18 protein-coding genes are annotated in these 20,546 nt (G+C 61.0%); 8 read left to right on the top strand and 10 right to left on the bottom strand.

The genetic code is table 11. The features are described from left to right. Position 1: 1 nt before the first annotated feature. Complete coding sequence (locus R4P65_RS26090; RefSeq protein WP_317828663.1) at positions 2–2,521, bottom strand: helix-turn-helix transcriptional regulator; 2,520 nt, start codon at positions 2,519–2,521, stop codon at positions 2–4. Positions 2,522–2,885: 364 nt separating this feature from the next. Between R4P65_RS26090 and R4P65_RS26085 the strand changes: the two genes are divergently transcribed. Then, positions 2,886–3,887: an AraC family transcriptional regulator gene (locus R4P65_RS26085; RefSeq protein ID WP_317828790.1), complete on the top strand. Its 1,002-nt coding sequence runs from the start codon at positions 2,886–2,888 to the stop codon at positions 3,885–3,887. Between the two features lie 179 nt (positions 3,888–4,066). Then, positions 4,067–4,243, top strand: a complete 177-nt coding sequence (locus tag R4P65_RS26080) for a hypothetical protein (RefSeq protein WP_317828661.1) — start codon at positions 4,067–4,069, stop codon at positions 4,241–4,243. A 568-nt stretch (positions 4,244–4,811) separates the two neighbouring features. Here the strand turns inward: R4P65_RS26080 and R4P65_RS26075 are convergent. The 3 genes from R4P65_RS26075 to sthA all read right to left on the bottom strand — a co-directional run bounded on the left by R4P65_RS26075 (position 4,812) and on the right by sthA (position 8,243). Continuing rightward, positions 4,812–5,684 (bottom strand): class I SAM-dependent methyltransferase, encoded by an 873-nt coding sequence (locus R4P65_RS26075; protein ID WP_317828660.1) that lies wholly within the window; start codon positions 5,682–5,684, stop codon positions 4,812–4,814. Between the two features lie 92 nt (positions 5,685–5,776). Further along, entirely contained in the window at positions 5,777–6,679 is a 903-nt protein-coding gene (locus tag R4P65_RS26070; protein ID WP_317828659.1) for a hypothetical protein, read from the bottom strand. 151 nt (positions 6,680–6,830) lie between these two features. After that, positions 6,831–8,243: a Si-specific NAD(P)(+) transhydrogenase gene (gene sthA / locus R4P65_RS26065; RefSeq protein ID WP_317828658.1), complete on the bottom strand. Its 1,413-nt coding sequence runs from the start codon at positions 8,241–8,243 to the stop codon at positions 6,831–6,833. Between the two features lie 472 nt (positions 8,244–8,715). Here sthA and R4P65_RS26060 point away from each other — a divergent pair, with 472 nt between their 5' ends. From R4P65_RS26060 to R4P65_RS26035, 6 genes are all read left to right on the top strand, one after another. Then, the gene (locus tag R4P65_RS26060; RefSeq protein WP_317828657.1) at positions 8,716–10,212 is read left to right on the top strand and encodes a condensation domain-containing protein; all 1,497 of its coding nucleotides are present in this window, start codon (positions 8,716–8,718) and stop codon (positions 10,210–10,212) included. After that, positions 10,145–11,617, top strand: coding sequence for a condensation domain-containing protein (locus R4P65_RS26055; protein WP_317828656.1), 1,473 nt, complete (start codon positions 10,145–10,147; stop codon positions 11,615–11,617). The genes R4P65_RS26060 and R4P65_RS26055 overlap by 68 nt, the downstream gene beginning before the upstream one ends. Next, entirely contained in the window at positions 11,617–13,014 is a 1,398-nt protein-coding gene (locus R4P65_RS26050) for a condensation domain-containing protein (protein ID WP_317828655.1), read from the top strand. The genes R4P65_RS26055 and R4P65_RS26050 overlap by 1 nt, the downstream gene beginning before the upstream one ends. A 78-nt stretch (positions 13,015–13,092) precedes the next feature. Continuing rightward, complete coding sequence (locus R4P65_RS26045; RefSeq protein ID WP_003940568.1) at positions 13,093–13,554, top strand: MarR family winged helix-turn-helix transcriptional regulator; 462 nt, start codon at positions 13,093–13,095, stop codon at positions 13,552–13,554. After that, positions 13,551–13,979 (top strand): organic hydroperoxide resistance protein, encoded by a 429-nt coding sequence (locus tag R4P65_RS26040; protein WP_317828654.1) that lies wholly within the window; start codon positions 13,551–13,553, stop codon positions 13,977–13,979. Before R4P65_RS26045 ends, R4P65_RS26040 begins: the two co-directional genes overlap by 4 nt. After that, positions 13,976–14,983 (top strand): NADP-dependent oxidoreductase, encoded by a 1,008-nt coding sequence (locus tag R4P65_RS26035; RefSeq protein WP_317828653.1) that lies wholly within the window; start codon positions 13,976–13,978, stop codon positions 14,981–14,983. Before R4P65_RS26040 ends, R4P65_RS26035 begins: the two co-directional genes overlap by 4 nt. Before the next feature lie 77 nt (positions 14,984–15,060). Here R4P65_RS26035 and R4P65_RS26030 read toward each other — a convergent pair whose 3' ends face one another. The 6 genes from R4P65_RS26030 to R4P65_RS26010 all read right to left on the bottom strand — a co-directional run bounded on the left by R4P65_RS26030 (position 15,061) and on the right by R4P65_RS26010 (position 20,471). Next, a complete protein-coding gene (locus tag R4P65_RS26030) occupies positions 15,061–15,936 on the bottom strand; it encodes an oxidoreductase (RefSeq protein WP_317828652.1) in 876 nt (291 codons plus the stop codon). Between the two features lie 50 nt (positions 15,937–15,986). Continuing rightward, positions 15,987–16,940 carry a membrane protein insertase YidC gene (gene yidC, locus R4P65_RS26025; RefSeq protein ID WP_230814619.1) on the bottom strand — a complete coding sequence of 318 codons (954 nt, stop codon included), beginning with the start codon at positions 16,938–16,940 and terminating at the stop codon, positions 15,987–15,989. A 112-nt stretch (positions 16,941–17,052) separates the two neighbouring features. Then, positions 17,053–17,358 (bottom strand): DUF6412 domain-containing protein, encoded by a 306-nt coding sequence (locus R4P65_RS26020; protein ID WP_029256089.1) that lies wholly within the window; start codon positions 17,356–17,358, stop codon positions 17,053–17,055. Positions 17,359–17,392: 34 nt separating this feature from the next. Beyond that, complete coding sequence (locus R4P65_RS26015; protein ID WP_317828651.1) at positions 17,393–17,620, bottom strand: hypothetical protein; 228 nt, start codon at positions 17,618–17,620, stop codon at positions 17,393–17,395. 5 nt (positions 17,621–17,625) lie between these two features. Continuing rightward, entirely contained in the window at positions 17,626–17,811 is a 186-nt protein-coding gene (locus tag R4P65_RS33215) for a hypothetical protein (protein WP_411742590.1), read from the bottom strand. 323 nt (positions 17,812–18,134) lie between these two features. Further along, positions 18,135–20,471, bottom strand: a complete 2,337-nt coding sequence (locus tag R4P65_RS26010; protein WP_317828650.1) for an ATP-binding protein — start codon at positions 20,469–20,471, stop codon at positions 18,135–18,137. Between the last annotated feature and the right edge of the window lie 75 nt (positions 20,472–20,546).

Raw genomic sequence — 20,546 nt, 5'->3', positions numbered from 1 at the left:
GTCAGTCCTGCCCGCTGACGAGCAGGTTGTGTCGGTGCGCTGCCGCGACGGCCTCTTCCCGGGAATGCGCACCGAGTTTGCGATACAGGGCACGGAGATGACTCTTCAATGTGTTGTTGGATACGAACAACTTTCGCGCTATCTCACCGATCGGAATGCCGAGACCCAGTTCCACGAGAACGTCCATCTCCCGCTTCGTCAATTGAACTCGAACGATCGCCGCCGGATACATCTGCGCCGCTTCGGATTCGAGAAAGGTTGCGACGGCGCTGCTCGAGCCCTCGGCCCGATCTTCGAGTTGCCTGATCAGATCACGCGGTATCGTCGCCAGCGCCGACAGGACACCTGAGGTTTCGAGCAGTCCGCGAGCCTCCTCCCACGGACTCGCGGAAGCGGGGATCCTGCCCAGTTCACTCAGAGCGGCGCATTCGATCAGCAGGGACTCGAGCCGAAACCTAGTGAGATACTGCCCGCTCCAGTCGATTTCGCGGCACAATTCCAATGCCTGGGACGGCGACCCGGTCAGGAGATGCGCCCGCGCTACGGAGACCGTGACAACAGCAAACGTGTGTGGCGCAGCGACTGATTCTTCCAGCGCCTTGGTGCCCTCCCCGGACGCCAACAGAAGATCGATACGTGCCGCGGTGAGAAGCGCGTCACCGAGTGATCGTTCACACGGATTCACGTGCCCGTGCGTTGCCACTGCGCGCTGGAGGGAAATCAGCCCCGAGAACGGGTCCGATTGCAGCAGTGCAAATCTGGTGTAAGTGTAGGCCGCGAACGCCCACAGGTCGCCCGGCGGTGTGATCTCGGCGAGTGCGTCCATCGCGGCAGCGCCGGCGTGCAGGTCCACGCTGTCGCACGCCACCAGTGCCCGCGCGATCGCTCCCCCCATGTGCGAGGGCGGTCCCAACCATCCCGAAACGTCCGGGTGTGTGTTTTCTAGGTGCAGCCAGTCTGTCGCGTGCGCGACGTCCCCGATCAGCGCTGAGTTGAGCGCGGCATTGCTTGAGGCGTGACGCAGGACGAACTCCGGACCATGTTGCACCGCACCTTGATAAGCGAGTCGCAATTCCACCGCGGCATCACCGAGGTCACCGGTCAGTTGATGCGAGACTCCCCAGATCAGCCGCAGGGCGGGCAGTTGAGACCCCAACGCGCCCAACGACTCGTCGCCGAGTCCGTACACGACGTGCGCCAACTTGCGCGTGATCTCGGTGGAGCGTTGGTACTTACCGGATGTTCTCAGCACCACCGATTGGACCGTTCCGACGTTCAACAAGCTGTGTGCATGCGGACTACCACCTATCGCACGCAATTCCGCCGGTTCCGTCGGTAACGAATCGCCGTTGATCAACTGCGGCCGCAGACGTGATTCGAGCAGGTCACGGCCCACCAGAATCGAAGGGTTCGAACTGAGTACGTCGCCGGGTATGGATTGCAACGCAGTCCGGACCAATCCGGTGTGATCGACCAGAAGATCGGCCCAGTGACGCTCGAGTATGTCGAGCACCCTGGTCCACTTGCGTCCGTCCAAGGCGTAGTGAACGGCACCGGCTATATCCGAAGTCCCGAGAGCGTCATCGACGAGAATCTGGAAGGGATCTTCGAATCCATCCCCTTGTTCGGTCCGTATCTGTATGAATGCCAGTCGAACTGACGGCGCAAAGTACCAGGACGGTTCTCCCTCGAAACCATTCCGGAAGATAAGACCGAAAGACTCGAGCAAGTCCAGTTTGCCCGCCACGTCAAGATCGCCGGACAGGACACGAGCGATCTCTGGCGTCACCGTGCGGGCAGCGGCGATCGTAGTCGCGAAGTCGAACAACTCGAGCGACTTGCCCGATCGAGGAGCGGTCCGACTGACGTACGCGTGGATCGCCTGGTCCACTCGCTGCTGAACGCGTTCGCGTCCACGGCTCGGTTCACTCAGCCCCGCAACCGCACTCAGAGCAACCTTCATCAGCACGGGAACGCCGGCAACGCGTTCACAGATCGAATGGACGATGCCCGAGGGAAGGTGGATCCCTGCCTCCGCGAATAGAACTGTCGACTCGTCGAGCGTGTATCTGAGGTCGTTCGCGCACAGGTACTCGTCCACGCGGACGTCTTCGAGCAAGTCTGTCGCAGACCGATCCTGCAGCGTGACGATTACTTTCAATCCGGGAAGCCGCACGATCAGATCCACGATTCGGCGTCCCACCTCGTCACCCTCAACCAGGTCGATGCGGTTGAACACCAACACGAATGGTGCGGACGACGAGTCGAGTAGTGATTCGATCGCGCCCACCGGATCCTTGCGCATTCGTGGCGGGGCCTCGAGTGATTCCAGCGAATCCTGAATCACTGCGAGCGCGGTGTTCCAGTACTCGAGGGGGGTCATCCGATGCGATGGCGCCGGCACCCAGACAACCGGTCTGCTCGGCACCTGCCCGAGAGTCGTGAGCCACAATGCGGCGAGTTCCGTCTTGCCGAACCCACGCGGCGAATCGATGACGGTCAATCCCGCCGAGCGTTCCATCAATCCGAGCAGACGAGGACGAATCGCCGTGGCTCCACGCCCGGCAAGCCGTCTTTGCAGCGTCCCCCTTCCTCGAGGATTTCGCTTTGCTCGAGATAGCTGCGATCGATTCGAAGTGGACGTCATGATGGCCGACCAACGAGCAGTCGATCCCCGCCGAACTCGAGATTTCGTTCGAGCATCGAACTCCCAACCTGTCCACCCATAACGAACAACATAGACAGGATCGCCGCGACACGCGAGCACTGGCCGTCTCACAAATACGCCCGAATTGTCTCATTATGTGGGCTCGGTCACTATTGACGATTATTTGCGGGAGAGTGACTGCGACCTGCAAGATCTGACATATCATGCCCGCGTGTCGATGAATTCCGCCCGCATCCGCGTGTCGACTCGATCGGTTGATCCGGAGGACGCCGACGACTTCTGGCGCGGCGCGACGCGTCCGTTCTTCGTCACCGAACCAGTGGGTGCCGACACTCCGCTCGAAGGCTCGATATCCGCTCTGCCCATCGGGACCTCGCTGATCGGTGAAACTACCTTCAATGCGCAGAAGTACACCCGAAACAAAATTGTCATCGCCGAGAGCGGACTCGACGATCAGTACATGATCCAGGTCGTCCTCGACGGGCAGGTGAGTGGTGATGCCGAGGGGGTGGATTTTGTCGCCCGCCCAGGGGACGTCACGTTCCTCGACCTAGGGCGTACCTGGACCGCCGACGCCGAAGCCGAGGTGACAGGGCGCACCATCACGCTCCTCGCCCCGCGCTCTCTCGTCGAAGCCGAGTCCAAGGGTCGTTCCCTCCACGGGACGGTACTGCGCGGAGTTCCTGCCTTCGTTCTCGCTCAGTGCATGCAATCGGTCGTACTGGCGCTGCCGCATCTCGACCCCGATGCTGCGGCGGGTTACGAGGACGTCGTCGCTTCCCTTCTCCGTGTCAGCTTGGGCATCGCCGAGCCGGACTTGTTGCCGCGGCCCGATCACTCTCTCCGCGATCGTGCGTACGCCTACATTGCCGAGCATCTCTCCGAGACCTGGCTGGGGCCGACGACCATGTGCGCGGCCTTGTCGGTTTCCCGGGCACAGCTCTACCGTGCATTCGCGTCCGACGGCGGAATTGCTCTTGTCATACGGCGCAAGCGCCTCGAACTCGTCTACCGCGAGTTGACCCGAGCCGAGATGTCGAACGAAACGATCGAAGCGCTGGCGCAGCGTTGCGGCTTCACGTCCAAGTCCCAGTTGGCACGCGCGTTCAAGGACTTCTACGGGATGACACCGAGCCAGGCCCGTACCGACGGCAGACGCACGATCGGAGACCCGTCGATCGCGCGTCTGCACCGCCGTCTCCGGTTCTTCAGCCCTTGAATCGCAATACTTCACAGCCTCGGGATCGTGCCTGTGTTCTAGTTGATCATGAGCTGGGTCGACAAGGAACTGAGTCTGGCTGCGCTCACCGGCGCCGTCACAGTGCGCTGAGCACAGGCCACAGATGGCCGGCGCGGACAGTCCGCCGCTGGAAGCATCGGTTCGCTGCGTATCCGACAATGGCGGTGACGCTACTGGTGGCCACAGTGTTCATAGCGGCCGTCATCGCTACGGGTGGCCCGGTGCGAGATGCCGGAGGATTCCCGACGTCCTTGATCGTACTGGCGGTCGTCGCCCTGGTGACGTATGCGTTCTCCTACGTGCTCGCCCCGGCCCAGGCCTCCGCAACTCCGTAAGTAACTCTGCTTCATCACAATTCAGTACCCGAACCGCGGTAGTGGCCAGAACTATCCATACCGAGCAACTCAGATCACTTCAGCTGGAAATGAACCGAAGAACAAACTGCTCGATGCCTTCCGATACGACCTTGGTGAGGGCGGTGAAGTCGTTCGACCAACGTTGAATATCCAAGCTGCTCATTGATTTCCTCCGGTCTACATCCCGCTGCCTTGTGACCGCATGACGAATGCGAGGCATCGGTCGCGTACTGGAACTATCTGCGAAAATGCGGTTTCCGTTAGCCGGACCTACCGAACAGCGACACTGGTTCCTGCGAACCTGGTCCTGCAGATGCCGCCGAACGGTTGCAACAACGCCGTGCAGAGTTCGAGCGAAAAGCGCTATCCGCCAAAAGTATTAGCTCGAAAGAACTACGATCCACGCGATTTCCGGGCGCACAAGACCCACAGCGCACCGACAGCGATCAGGGCGAGTTGGCTGCTCGATTGTCATGCACCAAACGCGGACGCCACTCCAGGAAGTAAGCGAAGTCCCCCCAATGGGAATCAGGCCCGCTTACTCACTTCACTGATTTCGTCTGGCGACGATGGCGAAGTTCAAGGGGATCCTCGGAGCCTGGTCCGACAGAGTCCATCCGTTGGCGCACGCAATGAGTTCCGGGAAGGCCGGCCAGTCCATGTAGGGAAGTTCCGAAACTGATTCGATATGAAGGCCCGCATCCAGCAAGGAACCAATGACCTCGCCTAGGTCGTGGCGCCATTCGTGGTTAGTGGCGTGCGCTATCTGTCCGTCGGAGTTCCCGGTGTAGGTCGCAGAGTCTTCGTACGAACGCACGCCGCCTCCGGAGAGGTAGTCGTCGGTGATCGTCCACGGTTCGAATGCCATTGCGCCGAGGATCGGATGATCGTCGCGGATCAGAAACACCCCACCTGGCTCGAGGAGGTCGTGGATCGACCGAGCCCAAGTAGCGAGTTCCGGCAACCAGACGATGGTCCCGGCGCTGGTGACGATCGTGTCGAAACGCCTGCCGACAAGAGTCGAAGCGAATCGCGCATCACCTTCCACCCAGGCGATCCGGCGGTTGTCGGCCTTCGCGATACGAGCTGCGTGGTGCAGGGAGTTGGGTGACAGATCAAGCCCGTGCACGTCGATCGCACCAAGCCGCGCCCAGGAGATGGTGTCGATCCCGATGTGGCACTGCAAATGCAGGAGCGAGCGACCCCGCACTCCTGACTCCGGCAGATGCGGGGCCAGAATTGACAAGTCGTTTTGCACAACTGTGGAAATAGCCGCTCTGTTAGCGAGAAACCCTCCGACGTCGTACATTTCGGAGCGCACATGCACATCGGCGCGATCATCCCAATTCGCCTTGTTGCCGGCGATGGCTTCGGCCTCGTGTTTCGCTTCGGCCTCGTGCTTCGCTTCTGGCCCGTGCATCAGTGCCCCTCCGAGATCGGCTTGAACTGCCTTTCTAACACGTCTGAAGTCGTGTTCGCCGTCGTGTTCTCGAGGACACTTTCGTTACCGGATCAGACGGTCACTTCTTCGACCGGTTTCTCCTCGTGGGTCGCGGCGCCGAAGACGGCCACGGCGACGGCACCGGCGATCGCTCCGACGAAGCCGACGATGGCAAGCCATTCCAGGCCCGGTCGCGACGCGTCACCAAGTACCACGACGCCGACGATTCCCGGAACAACCGTCTCGCCGACGACAAGGGCCGCCGTCGCTCCGTTGACGGACCCCAGTTGCAGCGCGACCGTGTGCAGATAGAAACCGCCCAGGCCCGAGACGAGGATTGCCCACCCGGCCGGATCGCGGAGCATCGTGCCGATTTCGAACGGATCGATTCCGTAGACCACGCGTACGGCAATGGCCAGACAGCCGAACAGCACACCCGAGATCAATCCGGCGACAACTGCTGCGCGTGAACCCAACCATCGGATCAAACCGATGCCGATCGACAAGATCAACACCGAGCCCACGAGGACACCCCAGTGGACGACGTCATTGGAACTCCCGCCGCCCGCGTGACCCGACGACAAGCCGAGCAGCAGGAGCGATCCGATCACAGCGGCGATCGCGAACCAGTCGCGGCGATGCAACTGGATGCCGAGGACCACGGTCCCCAGCACTGCCGTGATGACGAGATTGGCGCTGACCACGGTCTGCGACAAGAACAGTGGAATGAGACGCGCGGAGATCGCACTACCGGCGAATCCGACCGCATCGAGCACGGTACCCAGGATGAACGACGCCGTCAGCGCGGCCGCGAACGTCGAACGCAAGGTCGGGCCACCCGACGCCGTCACGTGCCCGGACTCGCCCCGCTCCTCGGCGGCAGCTGCCGACCTACGCGCACCGTACGCCTGCAGCACCGACGCAACGCCGTATCCGACACACGCCACGATTGCGGCTATCAGTCCGATCAGCATCGAAAGTCCACACGAAGTTCCAGGGCAATGGTCATAGAGGTAAACCCTGCCCTATTTCCCCAGTCCTGACATCACCCTCAGGTATTCCAACAAGTGCTACCCGAGAAGTACACCGGCCACCCCTGACCGGTACCTGAGGACACCCCGACCCCTAGTGGAACTGCTTGAGAGCCCTGATCTTGTTCATGACGTCGAGCGCCGCCACCTTGTACGCCTCGGACAGCGTCGGATAGTTGAAGACAGCGTCGACAAGGTATTCGACGGTCCCGCCGCACCCCATCACCGCTTGACCGATATGCACGAGATCTGTTGCACCCGAACCGAAGATATGAACGCCGAGCAGTTTCAGGTCATCTGTCGACACCAGGATCTTGAGCATTCCGTAGGTGTCGCCGCCGATCTGCCCACGTGCGAGTTCCCGGTATCGGGAAACTCCGACCTCGTACGGCACCGACTCCTTGGTCAGATCCACTTCGGTGGCGCCGACGTACGACACCTCGGGAATCGAGTAGATGCCGATCGGCTGCAGATCCATCAGCTTCGCGCCGGGTTCGTCGAAGGCATGGTAGGCCGCGAGTCGACCCTGATCCATCGACGTCGCCGCCAATGCCGGGAATCCGATGACGTCACCGACGGCGTAGATGTGTTCGACCTTGGTGCGAAAATTGTCGTCGACGTAGATACGCCCGCGTTCATCTGCCTCCAGGCCGGCGTTCTCCAGCGCTAGTGGCGCTGTGAGACCTTGACGTCCAGCCGAACACATCACGGTCTCGGCGGGAATCTGCTTGCCGCTGCGCAGCGTCGTGAGCGTTCCGTTCGCTCCGACGTCGACGGCCGTCACTTCCTCACCGAATCGGAAGGTGACCGCCAGATCGCGCAGATGGAACCGTAGCGATTCGATGACCTCGGGGTCACAGAAGTCCAGCATCGACGTTCTCTTCTCGACGACGGTGACCTTGGTGCCGAGCGCCGCGAACATCGACGCGTACTCGATACCGATCACTCCCGCACCCACCACGACCATGGTGGTCGGGATGGAAGTCAGATCGAGGATTCCGTCGGAGTCGAGCACCCGGTGACTGTCGAAGGACACGCCAGACGGACGGGCAGGCAACGTCCCGGTCGCGATCACGACGAATTTCGCAGTGATCGTCATCTTGTCTCCGCGCGAGGCGTCCTCGACGAGGATGGTGTGCTCGTCGAGGAACGAGCCGACCCCTACCAACAATTCGACACGGTTGCGCAAGAGCTGAGATCGCACGACTTCGATCTCTTTGGTGATGACATGCTGGGTTCGCGCCAGCAGGTCGGCCGGAGTGATGTTCTCCTTGACGCGGTAACTCGCGCCGTACAGTTCGCGCTGGTTCATCCCGGTGAGGTAGAGAACCGCCTCGCGCAGTGTTTTCGACGGAATGGTGCCGGTGTTGACGCACACTCCCCCGAGCATGTTGCCTTTCTCGACCATCGCCACCCGTTTACCCAGCTTGGCGGCCGCGATGGCAGCCTTCTGCCCACCCGGGCCGGAGCCGATCACAACCAGGTCGTATTCCATCGGATCAGTCATCGCTTACAGGTACCGTCTGCATACGACCGGCAGATGCCGAGCATGTCAATACTCGGTGAACAATCCGCGGCACCGAGCGCGCACGCCGGACCTACACGAACCAGGTTGCAATAGAAAGAGATACAGTCGAATCTCTACGAAACTTGCTACACACAAACATATTCCACTATTTGCATGTTCGAATGTGTCGCGATCTCACAGCTGTTGCAGCAGGTTGATGAAATTTGTTTCACCACAGAGTGATTGATCAATAAACTGACAGGTGACCAGGACTGTAAACCGGATGTCCAGTATTCGAATTGTCCGAAATAACGAGCGGAATGTTCCTCGTCACATACCGGACCGAAGCAGTTGCGCGCAGCCTCGGGTCGCGTTCTACTTGCCTTGACTAATCATCTGTCACTCTCGGTTACAAACATCCGCCCCGTTCACGATCCCCACCTTTCGCCATCTCGAGAGATCAGGTTTGCCAATGGAATTCACGGAACTTGCCGACTATCCCCTACCTCCTGGGACCGTCACCGAGTGGACTCCTGCCGCAGTGAATCCGCCCGAGCTGTGGCCTGTCGACCAGCGTCCTGCCAGCTACATACACGAAGCACACTTGAAACATGCCGAGCAGGCGAAACGGCAGGCGCACCATCAGATCGACGGATGCACTCCGTCGTGGCTGGGTACCTCGTTTCGCATCCACGACCGACTCGACCGAAGGATCTGGGCGGCCGCACTCGATCATTGGATCGATCGCCACGAAGTGCTCCGAACACGAGTCGCCATGGAGGGCGAAGCGATAGTCCGACGCACCGCGGGTCCTGGAGACGTCCGAATTCTGGGTAACGAAGTCGGACATCTTGCGTCCTCGATGTCCGTCTTCACGCATCTGCAGCAACTGCTCGACCGGTCGACCGATCCACTTGTCTGGCCTGCATATCAATTCGCGACGATTGAAAGTCCCAATCATTTCACCGTGGTTTTCGCCGCTGATCATGCTCTGCTGGACGGATATTCGGTGGCGCTGACCGCGCACGAACTGCAGACGATCTACCGATCGTTGAGCGAGGGACGCCCTCCTTCACCGACGGAAACCGGGAGCTACATCGACTTCGGCACCACCGAACGAGATCTCGTGGAACATGCGGACTGCTCCCACCCTGCGGTGCAGACGTGGCATGAGTTCTACACGCACGGTGAGGCTCCGTTCTTTCCGGCGTTACCCGAACCGGTCACCGGACGCCGAGTTCCTCAGCAAAGCCTGTCCGCCTGGCTTCTGAGCGCCCGGGGAGCCGAACGCCTGGCAGAAGCGAGCAAGCGCAACAACCAAGGATTCCTGGCCGCGATACTCGCGTGCGCGGCCAAAGTGACCGGCGATCTCACCGGCGCAGACGAATTCCGCGTCGTCGTGCCACAACACACCCGTTCAGAACTTCGATGGGCTGCGTCCCTGGGATGGTTCATCGGTGTTGTGCCGGTGAGGATTCCGATTGCCCCCGACGTTACCGTGAGCGATCTGGCCCAGGTTGCCGGCGCGGAGGTACGACGCGTCCGACCCGCAGCGGCCTTGCCGTATTCGAAAGTGTGCGAGCTGATCGACTGCCCGCAGCACCTGCCGTTCGTGCTCTCCTACATGGACGTTCGTCACGTTCCCGGTGCCGAGCAGTGGACGAGTTGGCAGACCAGAGGCCTTCGTAGTCGCGATCATTCGGGAACCGACGTCTACATCTGGCTGACGCGGACGCCGGAAGGGCTCAATCTGGCCATACGCCACCCGGGCAACGCGCGCACGAGCCGCCACATTCATCAGTTCGCCGGGCTGCTCCGCCGTGAGATGGAGGACTTTGCCTTCTTGACCGACACATGCGCACCTCCGACCAACACCGCTGCAACGATCGAGGAGAACTCCCATGGAAATGACACCCATCGATCTCTGGGCACCGAAAGCCGGGACGCTCACCGAGTTCAGGCCTACTGAGCAATCCCTGGCGGCGGCATCCCGGGCACCGCGGAGCGACCAACCACTCTCGTTCCTACAAGAGGGACACATTCGTACGGCCGACCACAAGCGTGCACAAGGCGTCGACTGGTCACCGTGGATCGGATTCACGTTCACTCTGCCCGGTGATCTCGATCGGGAGGCACTGCGGCGGGCAGTGCAGGCTTTTGTACTGCGGCACAACACACTGCACAGTTGGTTCGAGGTCAGACCATCCGAAGATCCTGGTGGTAGTGGGGTCATCGACCGTCGGGTGGTGGATGCGTCGACGATCGAGCTCACACCACACAGCGTCGGTCCCCTGAACACGACAGATGCGGTTCGTGAGCATGTGAGCCGAAGTTTCGCCTGCGATACCAGCCCACTGCAGTGGCCCTCGTTCATCAGTGGCGCCGTCGAACATGGAACGGGCGCCGGCTTCACCATCTACTACGGCGTCGATCACTCGCACACCGACGGCTTGTCGCTGATGCTCGGCGTCGAAGAACTTCGTGCGCTGTACGTCGCCGAAAGCGCCGGCATCGACGATCAACTTCCCTCTCCTGGAAGTTATGTCGAGTACAGCGGCGAAGAACGGGCGGCCGCGGGGGATCTCGATCTGTCCGCAGCACCTGTGCAGCAGTGGATTTCGATTCTTGCGGCCAATGCCGGACAACTCCCCACGTTCCCCCTCCACCTCGGCGTCGCGCGGGGCGAGCAGACCCGGTCGACGCGCACACATATCGACGTTCTCGACAGCGACGAGTCGGCCGCATTCGCGGCGCTGTGCAAGGCCAATGGTGTCGGCTTCTCCACGGGGATATTCGCAGCCCTCGCCCTCACCGAGATCGAGGTCGCGAACAGAGCGAACTACTTCGCGCTCAACGCAGTCGGCACTCGCTCCGATCCGAGATACCGTTATTCTCAAGGCTGGTTCATCAATCTCGTCCCGGTCTCGTTCACGCTGAGTGGTGTCACGAGCTTCACCGATACACTCCCCCTTGCCCACGCTGCTCGCGCCGCAGTGAAGGGGCTCGCGGACGTGTCCATCCATTCGGTGATCGCCGAGGTGTCGAAGTTGACCGGATCCGACATCGGCGGAACGTCGGTCCCGCCGATGGTGTCGTACATCGACATGCGCCTGATTCCAGGTGCCGAGCACCACGACGAACTCGAAGCGCGTGCACTCGGTGGACCTGGAACGACGGGTGACCTGTCGATGTGGATCAACAGGAAGAAAGACCGTACGTATGTGATGGTCAGTTTTCCCGACACCGAGCAGGCGCACACATCGGTGGATAGGTACCTTCGACACCTCCGCAACGTCCTGAGAACGGTCACTGATACCGGCGACTATCGCGTCGTTCATCAGGCGGATGCACGTCAGGAAGTGGAGACCGCCTGATGCACATCACCTTTCTCGACAGGTTCGAGGCACGGCCGGGCCGCATCCTGCAGTGGACGCCGAGCAAAATCTCCACCGGATCGACGTATCCGGTTCCTCCGACCTCCAATCAGCAGCTGCATCTTGCCGGCAGACGCGGCGATACGACTTGGCTCGCTGCCACTTTCGACGTTCCCGGCCCCATCGACACGGACGCACTCAAGGCCAGCTTCGAGGAATGGACGTCCCGTCACGACGCCCTGTCGTGCTCGTTCTCCCAGGCCGAAGAACCGGGCGAATCCTCGGCACTGTTCGTCGACGTCGCCGACGTCGCCGATCTGCGCCTGCGTGAGGAAACAGTGGCTGACGCACGAACACCTGAACAGGTACGAGAACTCTTGGGCGAGCGCTTGGATCGATGGTGCAATCCTTTTGCGTTTCCCGCGTACTTTCTCGGTGCCATCACCCGTGAGGACCAGTCAACAGTGATCTGCGGGTTCGACCATGCCATCTGCGACGGCTGGTCCATGAGCATCGCAATTACCGAGATCAGCACTCTGTATCGCGAATACACGCGGGCGGACCGTGTTCCGACCGCGTCGGATCTCCTGCCGGAGCCCGGGAGTTTCCTCAACTACTGCTTCCGCGAATCGGCAACCGCGGATCCAGAGCCCGGCGACCACCGCATTGCGGGTTGGCGGTCCTTCCTCCGATCATGCGGGGGTGACACTCCCCATTTTCCCGTAGATCTGGAACTGCCCGCCGGGACCATGTCGCCCCAGGGTACAGACACCCGGATGCTCCTGGACCCCGGCGAAGCAGAGCTGTTCGACCAGAACTGCGCCGATCATCGGCACTCGTCGTTCGGCGCGATACTTGCGTCGATCGGTTTGGCCGCAACACAATTGACCGGCAAGAGGGACACACACCTACTGTTCCCGGTCCACACGCGTAGGGAACCGCGACACAACCACACCTTCGGTTGGCTGGTGGCCAATGCGCCCATGACCGTGACGAGCATGGACAATCTTCACAGCACTGCTCGGGCAGTCAATCTCGCTTTCCACGAGTCACTTTCACTGTCATCCGTGTCGTCGAGACAAGTGTTGCGGAGCTTGGGGCCCGAGGTTTCACCCACTCGCAGGGACGTCTTCTCGGTGTCCTACGCCGACTACCGAACCATGCCTGGTGGATCTCGCCCCCGTAAATCACAGTCCTGCGAATCACGGCCCGGCGACTCACAGCCTGCGCCGATCAATCCGCAGCAACTCAGTCGCGTGTCGAGCGCAGACGACGTTCAGTTCTGGTTCTCACGCACTCACGACGGGTTGGCAGTGCGCACCAGGTTTCCGGCGCCGGGGGCCCGCACAGTGCACACCTTCCTCGAGCGTGTCTCCGAGATTCTGTCGACGCCGTAGACAGACTGCCGCCCATCCGCAGATCTATTTGACACTTCTTTGTTGTGTACAACTTAACTGTGCGCTACAGTTGTTCTCGTGACCAACCCACTCGCCCTCGAACGCCAGGTCTGCTTCGCCCTCTATTCGGCGTCGCGGGCCACTACGGCCGCGTACCGGGCAATGCTCGACGACCTGGGAATCACGTATCCCCAGTACCTCGTCTTGTTGACACTCTGGGAACGAGACGGCCGCGGGGTACGTGAGATCTGTGAGGCACTCGATCTCGATACCGGAACTCTGTCGCCGCTGCTCAAGAGGCTGGAGGGTCTGGGATTCATCGAGCGCCGACGCCTCACCACCGACGAGCGTCGCGTCGAGATTCACCTGACCGAGGCGGGTTCCACCTTGCGCAGCAAGGCCGAGGACATCCCGGCCAAACTCGCAGGCGCCACGGGTCTGAGTAACGACGAACTCACCGAGCTTCGAGACGTTCTCACTCGTCTCGGCGAATCACTTCAAGCATCCAATGCCCACTCCGACGGAAAGAAGAAGTCATGAACATCGTCTACACCGCAGAAGCACTTGCCACCGGCGAAGGCCGCAACGGTCACGCTCGCACCTCGGACGGACGCCTCGATCTCGGCCTCGCCATTCCCAAGGAAATGGGTGGCAATGGCGAAGGCACCAACCCCGAGCAACTCTTTGCCGCCGGATACGCAGCCTGCTTCCACTCCGCTCTGCAGATGGTCGCTCGCGCCGAGAAGGCCAACGTGGCTGATTCCGCAGTCGGCGCGCGGGTCGGCATCGGCCCCAACGGTGCAGGAGGCTTCGGACTCGCTGTGACGCTGGAGGTTTCACTCCCCCACCTACCCCATGATCAGGCCGTCGAGCTGACGGAGAAGGCACACCAGGTGTGCCCGTACTCCAATGCAACTCGCGGCAACATCGAGGTCACCCTCGAAGTAAGTAAGGACGACGAATGAGCACCACCACTGTCAGCCGGGAAATCCGCCTCGCTTCACGCCCGAACGGTTGGCCCACCTCGGAGAACTTCGCCACCGCCGAAGTAGAACTCCCCGAACTCGAAGACGGCCAGATCCTGGTCCGCAACATCGCGATCTCCGTCGACCCGTACATGCGCGGCCGGATGAACGACGTGAAGTCCTACCTTCCGCCGTTCCAGGTCGGTGCGCCGCTCGACGGTGGCGCTGTCGGCGAGGTCGTCGAATCCAAGTCGGCTGATCGCGCCGTGGGCGACGTTGTCGTCCACGGCCTCGGGTGGCGTGAATACGCCATCCTCGACGGATCCGCAGTGACTCCGGCCGACACCTCCATCGCGCCGGCGACGGCCTACCTGGGTGCCCTCGGCATGACCGGTCTGACCGCGTATGCCGGCCTCACCGCGGTTGCGGAGTTCAAGGAAGGCGATACCGTATTCGTCTCCGGTGCAGCCGGAGCCGTCGGATCGCTCGTGGGTCAGATCGCCAAGTTGCTCGGAGCGAAGCGAGTAATCGGTAGCGCCGGTTCACCGGCGAAGGTTGCCCGGCTTCTCGAACTCGGATTCGACGCGGCGTTCGACTACCACGACGGCCAGATCACCGAACTGCTCGCCGCTGCTGCCCCTGAGGGCATCGACGTGTACTTCGACAACGTCGGTGGCGAACATCTCGAAGCCGCTATCGATGCCATGAACCCGGGTGGCCGGATTGCCCTGTGCGGGGCCATCGCTCAGTACAACACCACCGAGAAGCCCACCGCTCCCCACAACCTGGCACTGGTGATCGGCAAGCAACTCACTCTGCGCGGATTCCTCGTGGGCGGCTACCGCCACCTCGGCGGCGAGTTCCGCACCCACATGGCAGGGTGGCTCGCCGACAACAAGATTCAGTGGGACGAGACCATCGTCGAAGGTCTGGAGAATGCACCACAAGCCTTCATCGACCTGATGCGCGGTGCGAACACCGGCAAGATGGTTGTCACGCTGTAACCCGAACAGTATGTAGCTCGAACATATTGACGGTGGCCGCGAACTTCTCGAAGTTCGCGGCCACCGCCGTATCCGAATCAGATCCCGTACGAGACTCCGGTCAACTTCTCCGACAGCATCCACAAGCCCGAGGCCGTCTTCTTGTCGTGTGACTTCTTGTTCGAGCCAACGACCTTCGGATAACCTCGCTGTTCGAACGGACCGTCCGGTCCGATGTAACTGCCGCCGAAGGCGTCCGGCGCGGTTGCGGCCCACAGTTCGGGGAGTGCACCCATCTCCGCGGACTGCGCGAAGATCTGGTTTCCGATCCCCATCAGCTTGTCCTGGATCGACTCGGTATGCCCCTGCAGGTTCGTCGACGCATATCCCGGATGCGAAGCCAAAGCTTTGAGCGGTGAACCGGACGCCGCGAGTCGGCGCTGAAGTTCATACGTGAACAACAGATTGGCAAGCTTGGACTGCCCGTAGGCCAACCAGCGGTTGTACTTCCGACGCTCGAAATTAAGATCGTCCAGATCGACAGTTCCGAGCTGATGCAGAGCACTGGACATCGTCACGACACGGTCGGTGAGCTTGTCCTTCAGCAATCCGGTCAACGCGAAGTGTCCGAGATGGTTTGTGCCGATCTGCATTTCGAATCCGTCGATAGTCCGGCGGAACGGAACCGCCATCACGCCGGCGTTGTTCACCAGGACGTCGACCTTCTCCGTTGCGTCGGCAAAGGCTCGCACCGACGATAGATCCGAGAGGTCCAATTTGCGGACAACCGCGTTGGGCCCGATCTCGGCGGCTACAGCGTCGGCCTTCGTGGTGTCACGACAGGCGAGGACGACGTCGGCCCCGGCTTTGCCAAGAGCCCGTGCGACTACCTCCCCCAGTCCGCTGTTCGCCCCCGTGACGACAAATGTGCGGCCGGTCTGATCGACTACGTCTTCTGCGGTCCATTTGGTCATGCATTCCAGCGTACGTGCCTTACCCGCCGGTAGGGAGGGTCGCTTTTCTGTCATCGCTTGCGTTTGGCGCGGATCGGCTTTGCACCCGGCAGCGGTCCTGCAGCCACCCCGGGCGACCGGGGCGCAGTCACTCCGGGTGTCGGCGACGATTCGGCTTCTTTCTGTTCCGCCGCGATGCGCCCGTACACGAAATGCTGTTGTCCCAACGTCCAGCAGTTGTTACTCACGAAATAGAGCAGGATCGCGACGGGCGCAAAAGCACCGAAGGCAATCACTCCAACCGGAAATACCCACAGAGCAAGTTTGTTCATGATTGCCGTTTGAGGGTTGACGGTTCCGGTGTCGACCTGACGAGCGATGGACGCCCGCGACGTGAAATGTGTAGCGACGGCGGCAAAAATCATCAGCGGTACGGCAACCAGAATGATGGAGATCCGACTGACGTCGCCGAACGCTTCCAACTGCGCTACCGGACTCGAAATCATGGCGGACAACGGCGCGCCGAACAGTTTGGCGTCCAGAAACGACTGCACGTCCGAGGCACTGAAGAAGTAGTTGGCCGTGTTCGCGTTGTCCGCCACCGACATCGGTTCGGTCGGGCTCAGAAACGGGACGTGGGATGCCGCTCCGGTTCGATTGAATGATCTCAGGACATGGTAAAGACCAATGAACACCGGTGCCTGGACGAGCATCGGCAGGCATCCGAGTAACGGACTGTAGTTGTGTTCCTTCTGCAGCTTTGCCATCTCGACAGTAAGTTTCTGCCGGTCGCCTGCGTACTTTTTCTGCAATGCCTTCAACTGTGGTTGCAGCTTTTGCATGACCAATTGGGTGCGAACCTGCTTGACGAATGGTTTGAACAGCAAGGCCTTGAGTGTGAAGACCAGAAATACGACCGACAACGCCCACACGACGCCGTTGTCGGGCGATCCGGAGATCAGTGAGAAAACTTTGTGCCAGAACCAGAGGATTCCGGACACCGGGTAGTAGACAAAATCGAGCATGACGAATGAACCTCACCGAGAGGCGCGCTCAGGCAATCGAGAGCGCGGGAATGGTCGTGGACGCAAGACGTCTGACCGACCTATGACGAGTTCACACCCGCCGACGGCCGATCTACAGACCGATTCCGGGTGCTCGAGGTTGCGGACGGCCTGGCGCATCCGGGCTGCTCTGCCTGCGGAAAGCACCACGCAGGCACCGTTCGTCATCAGACGGGCCGGTGGCCGAAACCGCGCAGAGCTGCAGAAGTTCGTACTTCGAGGAGGTTGCGAGGGCAGCGACCACGAAGACTGCGATCGCAGTTCCCAGCACCGCGGCACTGCCAGAGGAACCGAGCGGCGGCACGGCCAGGAGGGCGATGAACGGCAGCAGAAGCAGCAACAGTGACCGTGTCACCGTTCCCGTACTCCGCTGTTGCATGACTGCGAGAGTACAGAACGACCACCGAATCCAGCTAGACGCTTGCCTCCCGGACATGTCCGCGCAGCCATCTATGAGCGGGATCGTGATCCAGCCGACCGTGCCACTGTTGGTGGATGATGACGGCCGGTAGTTCGGTCGGCACCGCAAACCAGGCCACCTCGAGGCGAGCGGCAAAGTATCGGGCGAGCCTTTCCGGCACCAGTGCAACGAGATCGCTGTCGGCGGCCATCAGTGCCGCCGCAACGAGCGAGGCGACCACGGCGATCACCCGCCGGCGCAGTCCGAACGGGCCAACGGTGACGACTTCGCTACCAAGCCCACATGCCGCTCTCGGTAGAGAATCTCACTGCACACATCTGACGACGACAACGGATCAGCGCCGACATCGAGGTCGATCGTTCCGCCCCGAAGCGACTCGACATCCTCGTTTCCCTCTACGACACAACGGATTACAATGTTCGGGGCTTCCGCAGCAATACGCCTGACCAGAGCCGGCGTCAGGCTGGCCCGCCGCGCCCTCGTTGATTCGGATCACAAAGGTCCGCTCGAGGCCTGAAGGTTCGAAGTTCCTGCGGTCGATCAGCAACCCTTGCGCGCCTTCGAGGAGCGATCGGAGCTGAGTCACTGCGCAATCCGCGTGGTCGAACAAACCGCGAACGAAGGAGACAGAACAGGTGCATTGACGGCTCGTCCGGCTAGTTCTTCCGTCAGCACCTGGACGAACAACTCCGCATCGTCGATCAGCCCACAATACGAAAACCGGCGTCCGCGGCCTAGCCTCGAGAGTCGGTCTCCTGCGCGGTCGAGACGAACCACGCCGCGATCTGTGCTCTGGAAGTGAATCCCAGTTTTGTCAGCACGTGCTCCACATGCCCCTGAGCCGTGCGCAGCGAGATGACCAACTGCTCCGCGATAGCGCGGTTGGTCAGTCCCTGAGCCACCAATTCGGCGACCTGCTGTTCGCGAGGGGTCAGGTGAGGTGCGTCGATCGGCGATGCAGCCGGGGCGCTAAGACGCTCGTCGAGCGCGTAAACGACAGCTTCACCTTCAGCCATCTCGAATCCTCTGCGAAACTCCTTCTCGAAAGCACTCTCACCCAATGCCTTTCGAGCGGAAACTGCAGCGTTGTCGTGATAGGCTGACAAACCCGAAAGCCCGCTCAATCGACCCCCGACCCGCTGCCAGAACATCGATGCGGCACCGAGCAGAACCGCTGCATGCTTCCAATCACGTTGCGCTGCAGCAACCCAGGCCATCGATTCGACACACCATGCCGAGTTCAAAGAGGCGTCGGTGGTCCGCAGGCTTCGCGTCAGATGATCACGGGCGCGCTCGAGGTCACCCCGCAGCCAATCCACAAGCCCGAGGTTGGCCAACGTCGACGCCTGATACATCACTTCGTGCAGCGGTGCGGTGATCGCGAGGGACTCGTCGAAACATTCCACAGCACGCTCCAGAGCACCGGTAAAGATGTACGCGAGCCCGAGGGTGCCCAACCCGATCACTTTGTGCTGCAGATTCTCAGCTGATCGGAACAGCGTTACGGCAACTTCCAACTTCTCGGCGGCAGTGTCGAATTCGCCATTGAACGCGTCGACATATCCGTCGGCCCATCCGGCCAGGCCTCGCGAGCGTACGTCTCCGATGACGTCGGCAAGGCGCAAACTCTCGTCCGCCTGTCCGCGTGCACGAACGAGATCACCCTGCATGCCGTGTGCCACAGCATCGATGCACAGAATTTCCAGGCGATACATGTCCGGCTCTCCATCGGAGGCGCTCAGCGTCCGATCCGCCCAGCGCCTCGCCGAACCGATCCGCCCGCCGTTGAGCCAGAATCGGTACAACGCCGCGACCATTCGTGTCGCAGACCGTGCCTGACCCGGCGTCGAAATCGAGAACTCCAGCGCTTCGTGTACGTTGCGCTGTTCACGACTCAGCCACTCGATCCACCCAGCCTGCCCACTACTGATCCATTCTGAATCAGACTGTACAACAAGAGATTCGAACCAATCACGATGCCTTCGACGTCGATCGGAATACTCACCGGAGGACTCCAACTTTTCATGTCCGTACTCCCGGAGAAGATCCAGGAGGTGGTATCGAACATCCCCGTTGGTTTCCTCACGAATCAGGATGGACTTCTCTACCAACGCGGTGACGAGATCGAGCACTTCGGTCGAATTCAGATCCTGCCCACACACACCCTCGGCGGCATCGAGATCGAACCCACCCGAGAACACCGACAGCCTCCCCCACAACTGTTGTTCGGATGGCGAGCAGAGGTCGTAACTCCAATCGATCGACAATCGCAACGTCTGTTGACGACTCGGAACGTCGCGTCCACCAGTTGTCAGTAGTCGGTATCGATCCGAGAGCCTGTTCATGATCTGCTCAGCAGACATACCACGCAGGCGAGCTGCCGCCAGTTCGATCGGTAACGGCAAGCCGTCCAGATCGTGGCAGATACGCGCTACAGCAAGCTTGTTCCCCTCCGTGAGGACGAAGCCTGGGACTACCGCGGCCGCACGCTGGGTGAACAGTGACACGGATTCGTACCGAGCCAGCCCCTCGAACACTCCCGAGTCATATTGCTGCGGAGTGCTGAGGGAGGGAACACGCATCGTCGCTTCACCACCCACACCCAGCGACTCGCGGCTCGTCGCGAGGATCTTCACACCGGCACATCGACGTAAGATCGCCCCGGTGAACAGGGCAACTGCATCGACCAGATGTTCACAGTTGTCGAGCACCAAGAGCAGACTCCGATCGGCGCAGTAGTCGATCAATGCCTGCAGCGGGTCCGCCGACGAGACTGACCGGACACCCAGGGTCACGGCGACATAATCTTCGAGGAGATCTGGATCTGTCTGCTCCCCCAGTTCCACCAACCAGGCGCCATCTCGAAACACCCGTTGCAACGCTCCCGCAAGTCGGATCGCGAGCCTTGTCTTGCCCACGCCACCGATCCCAGTCAGTGTCAACAAACGGGACGTCTCGAACAGTCTCCTGGCGTCGGCCAACTCACGCCGACGACCGACAAAACTTGTCAGCTCCAAGGGCAAGTTACCGACAACTCGCTGGTCGGCTTCTGAGCGCACAGCGGATGCCATCGACCGACTCGCTTTCTGCCATACCACTACACAACAACGCTACCCCCACGATCGGCTTCCTGAGCAACACTCACT

It is taken from the genome of Rhodococcus sp. IEGM 1318, assembly GCF_033142465.1.
Lineage (GTDB): Bacteria > Actinomycetota > Actinomycetes > Mycobacteriales > Mycobacteriaceae > Rhodococcus_F > Rhodococcus_F qingshengii_B.
This window is presented reverse-complemented; position numbering and strand designations above follow the sequence as displayed.

Coding starts and splice junctions, on each gene's coding strand:
- R4P65_RS26090 (WP_317828663.1), bottom strand. CDS start 2,521: ATGGAACGCTCGGCGGGATTGACCGTCATCGATTCGCCGCGTGGGTTC.
- R4P65_RS26085 (WP_317828790.1), top strand. CDS start 2,886: ATGAATTCCGCCCGCATCCGCGTGTCGACTCGATCGGTTGATCCGGAG.
- R4P65_RS26080 (WP_317828661.1), top strand. CDS start 4,067: ATGGCGGTGACGCTACTGGTGGCCACAGTGTTCATAGCGGCCGTCATC.
- R4P65_RS26075 (WP_317828660.1), bottom strand. CDS start 5,684: ATGCACGGGCCAGAAGCGAAGCACGAGGCCGAAGCGAAACACGAGGCC.
- R4P65_RS26070 (WP_317828659.1), bottom strand. CDS start 6,679: ATGCTGATCGGACTGATAGCCGCAATCGTGGCGTGTGTCGGATACGGC.
- sthA (WP_317828658.1), bottom strand. CDS start 8,243: ATGACTGATCCGATGGAATACGACCTGGTTGTGATCGGCTCCGGCCCG.
- R4P65_RS26060 (WP_317828657.1), top strand. CDS start 8,716: ATGGAATTCACGGAACTTGCCGACTATCCCCTACCTCCTGGGACCGTC.
- R4P65_RS26055 (WP_317828656.1), top strand. CDS start 10,145: ATGGAAATGACACCCATCGATCTCTGGGCACCGAAAGCCGGGACGCTC.
- R4P65_RS26050 (WP_317828655.1), top strand. CDS start 11,617: ATGCACATCACCTTTCTCGACAGGTTCGAGGCACGGCCGGGCCGCATC.
- R4P65_RS26040 (WP_317828654.1), top strand. CDS start 13,551: ATGAACATCGTCTACACCGCAGAAGCACTTGCCACCGGCGAAGGCCGC.
- R4P65_RS26035 (WP_317828653.1), top strand. CDS start 13,976: ATGAGCACCACCACTGTCAGCCGGGAAATCCGCCTCGCTTCACGCCCG.
- R4P65_RS26030 (WP_317828652.1), bottom strand. CDS start 15,936: ATGACCAAATGGACCGCAGAAGACGTAGTCGATCAGACCGGCCGCACA.
- yidC (WP_230814619.1), bottom strand. CDS start 16,940: ATGCTCGATTTTGTCTACTACCCGGTGTCCGGAATCCTCTGGTTCTGG.
- R4P65_RS26020 (WP_029256089.1), bottom strand. CDS start 17,358: ATGCAACAGCGGAGTACGGGAACGGTGACACGGTCACTGTTGCTGCTT.
- R4P65_RS26010 (WP_317828650.1), bottom strand. CDS start 20,471: ATGGCATCCGCTGTGCGCTCAGAAGCCGACCAGCGAGTTGTCGGTAAC.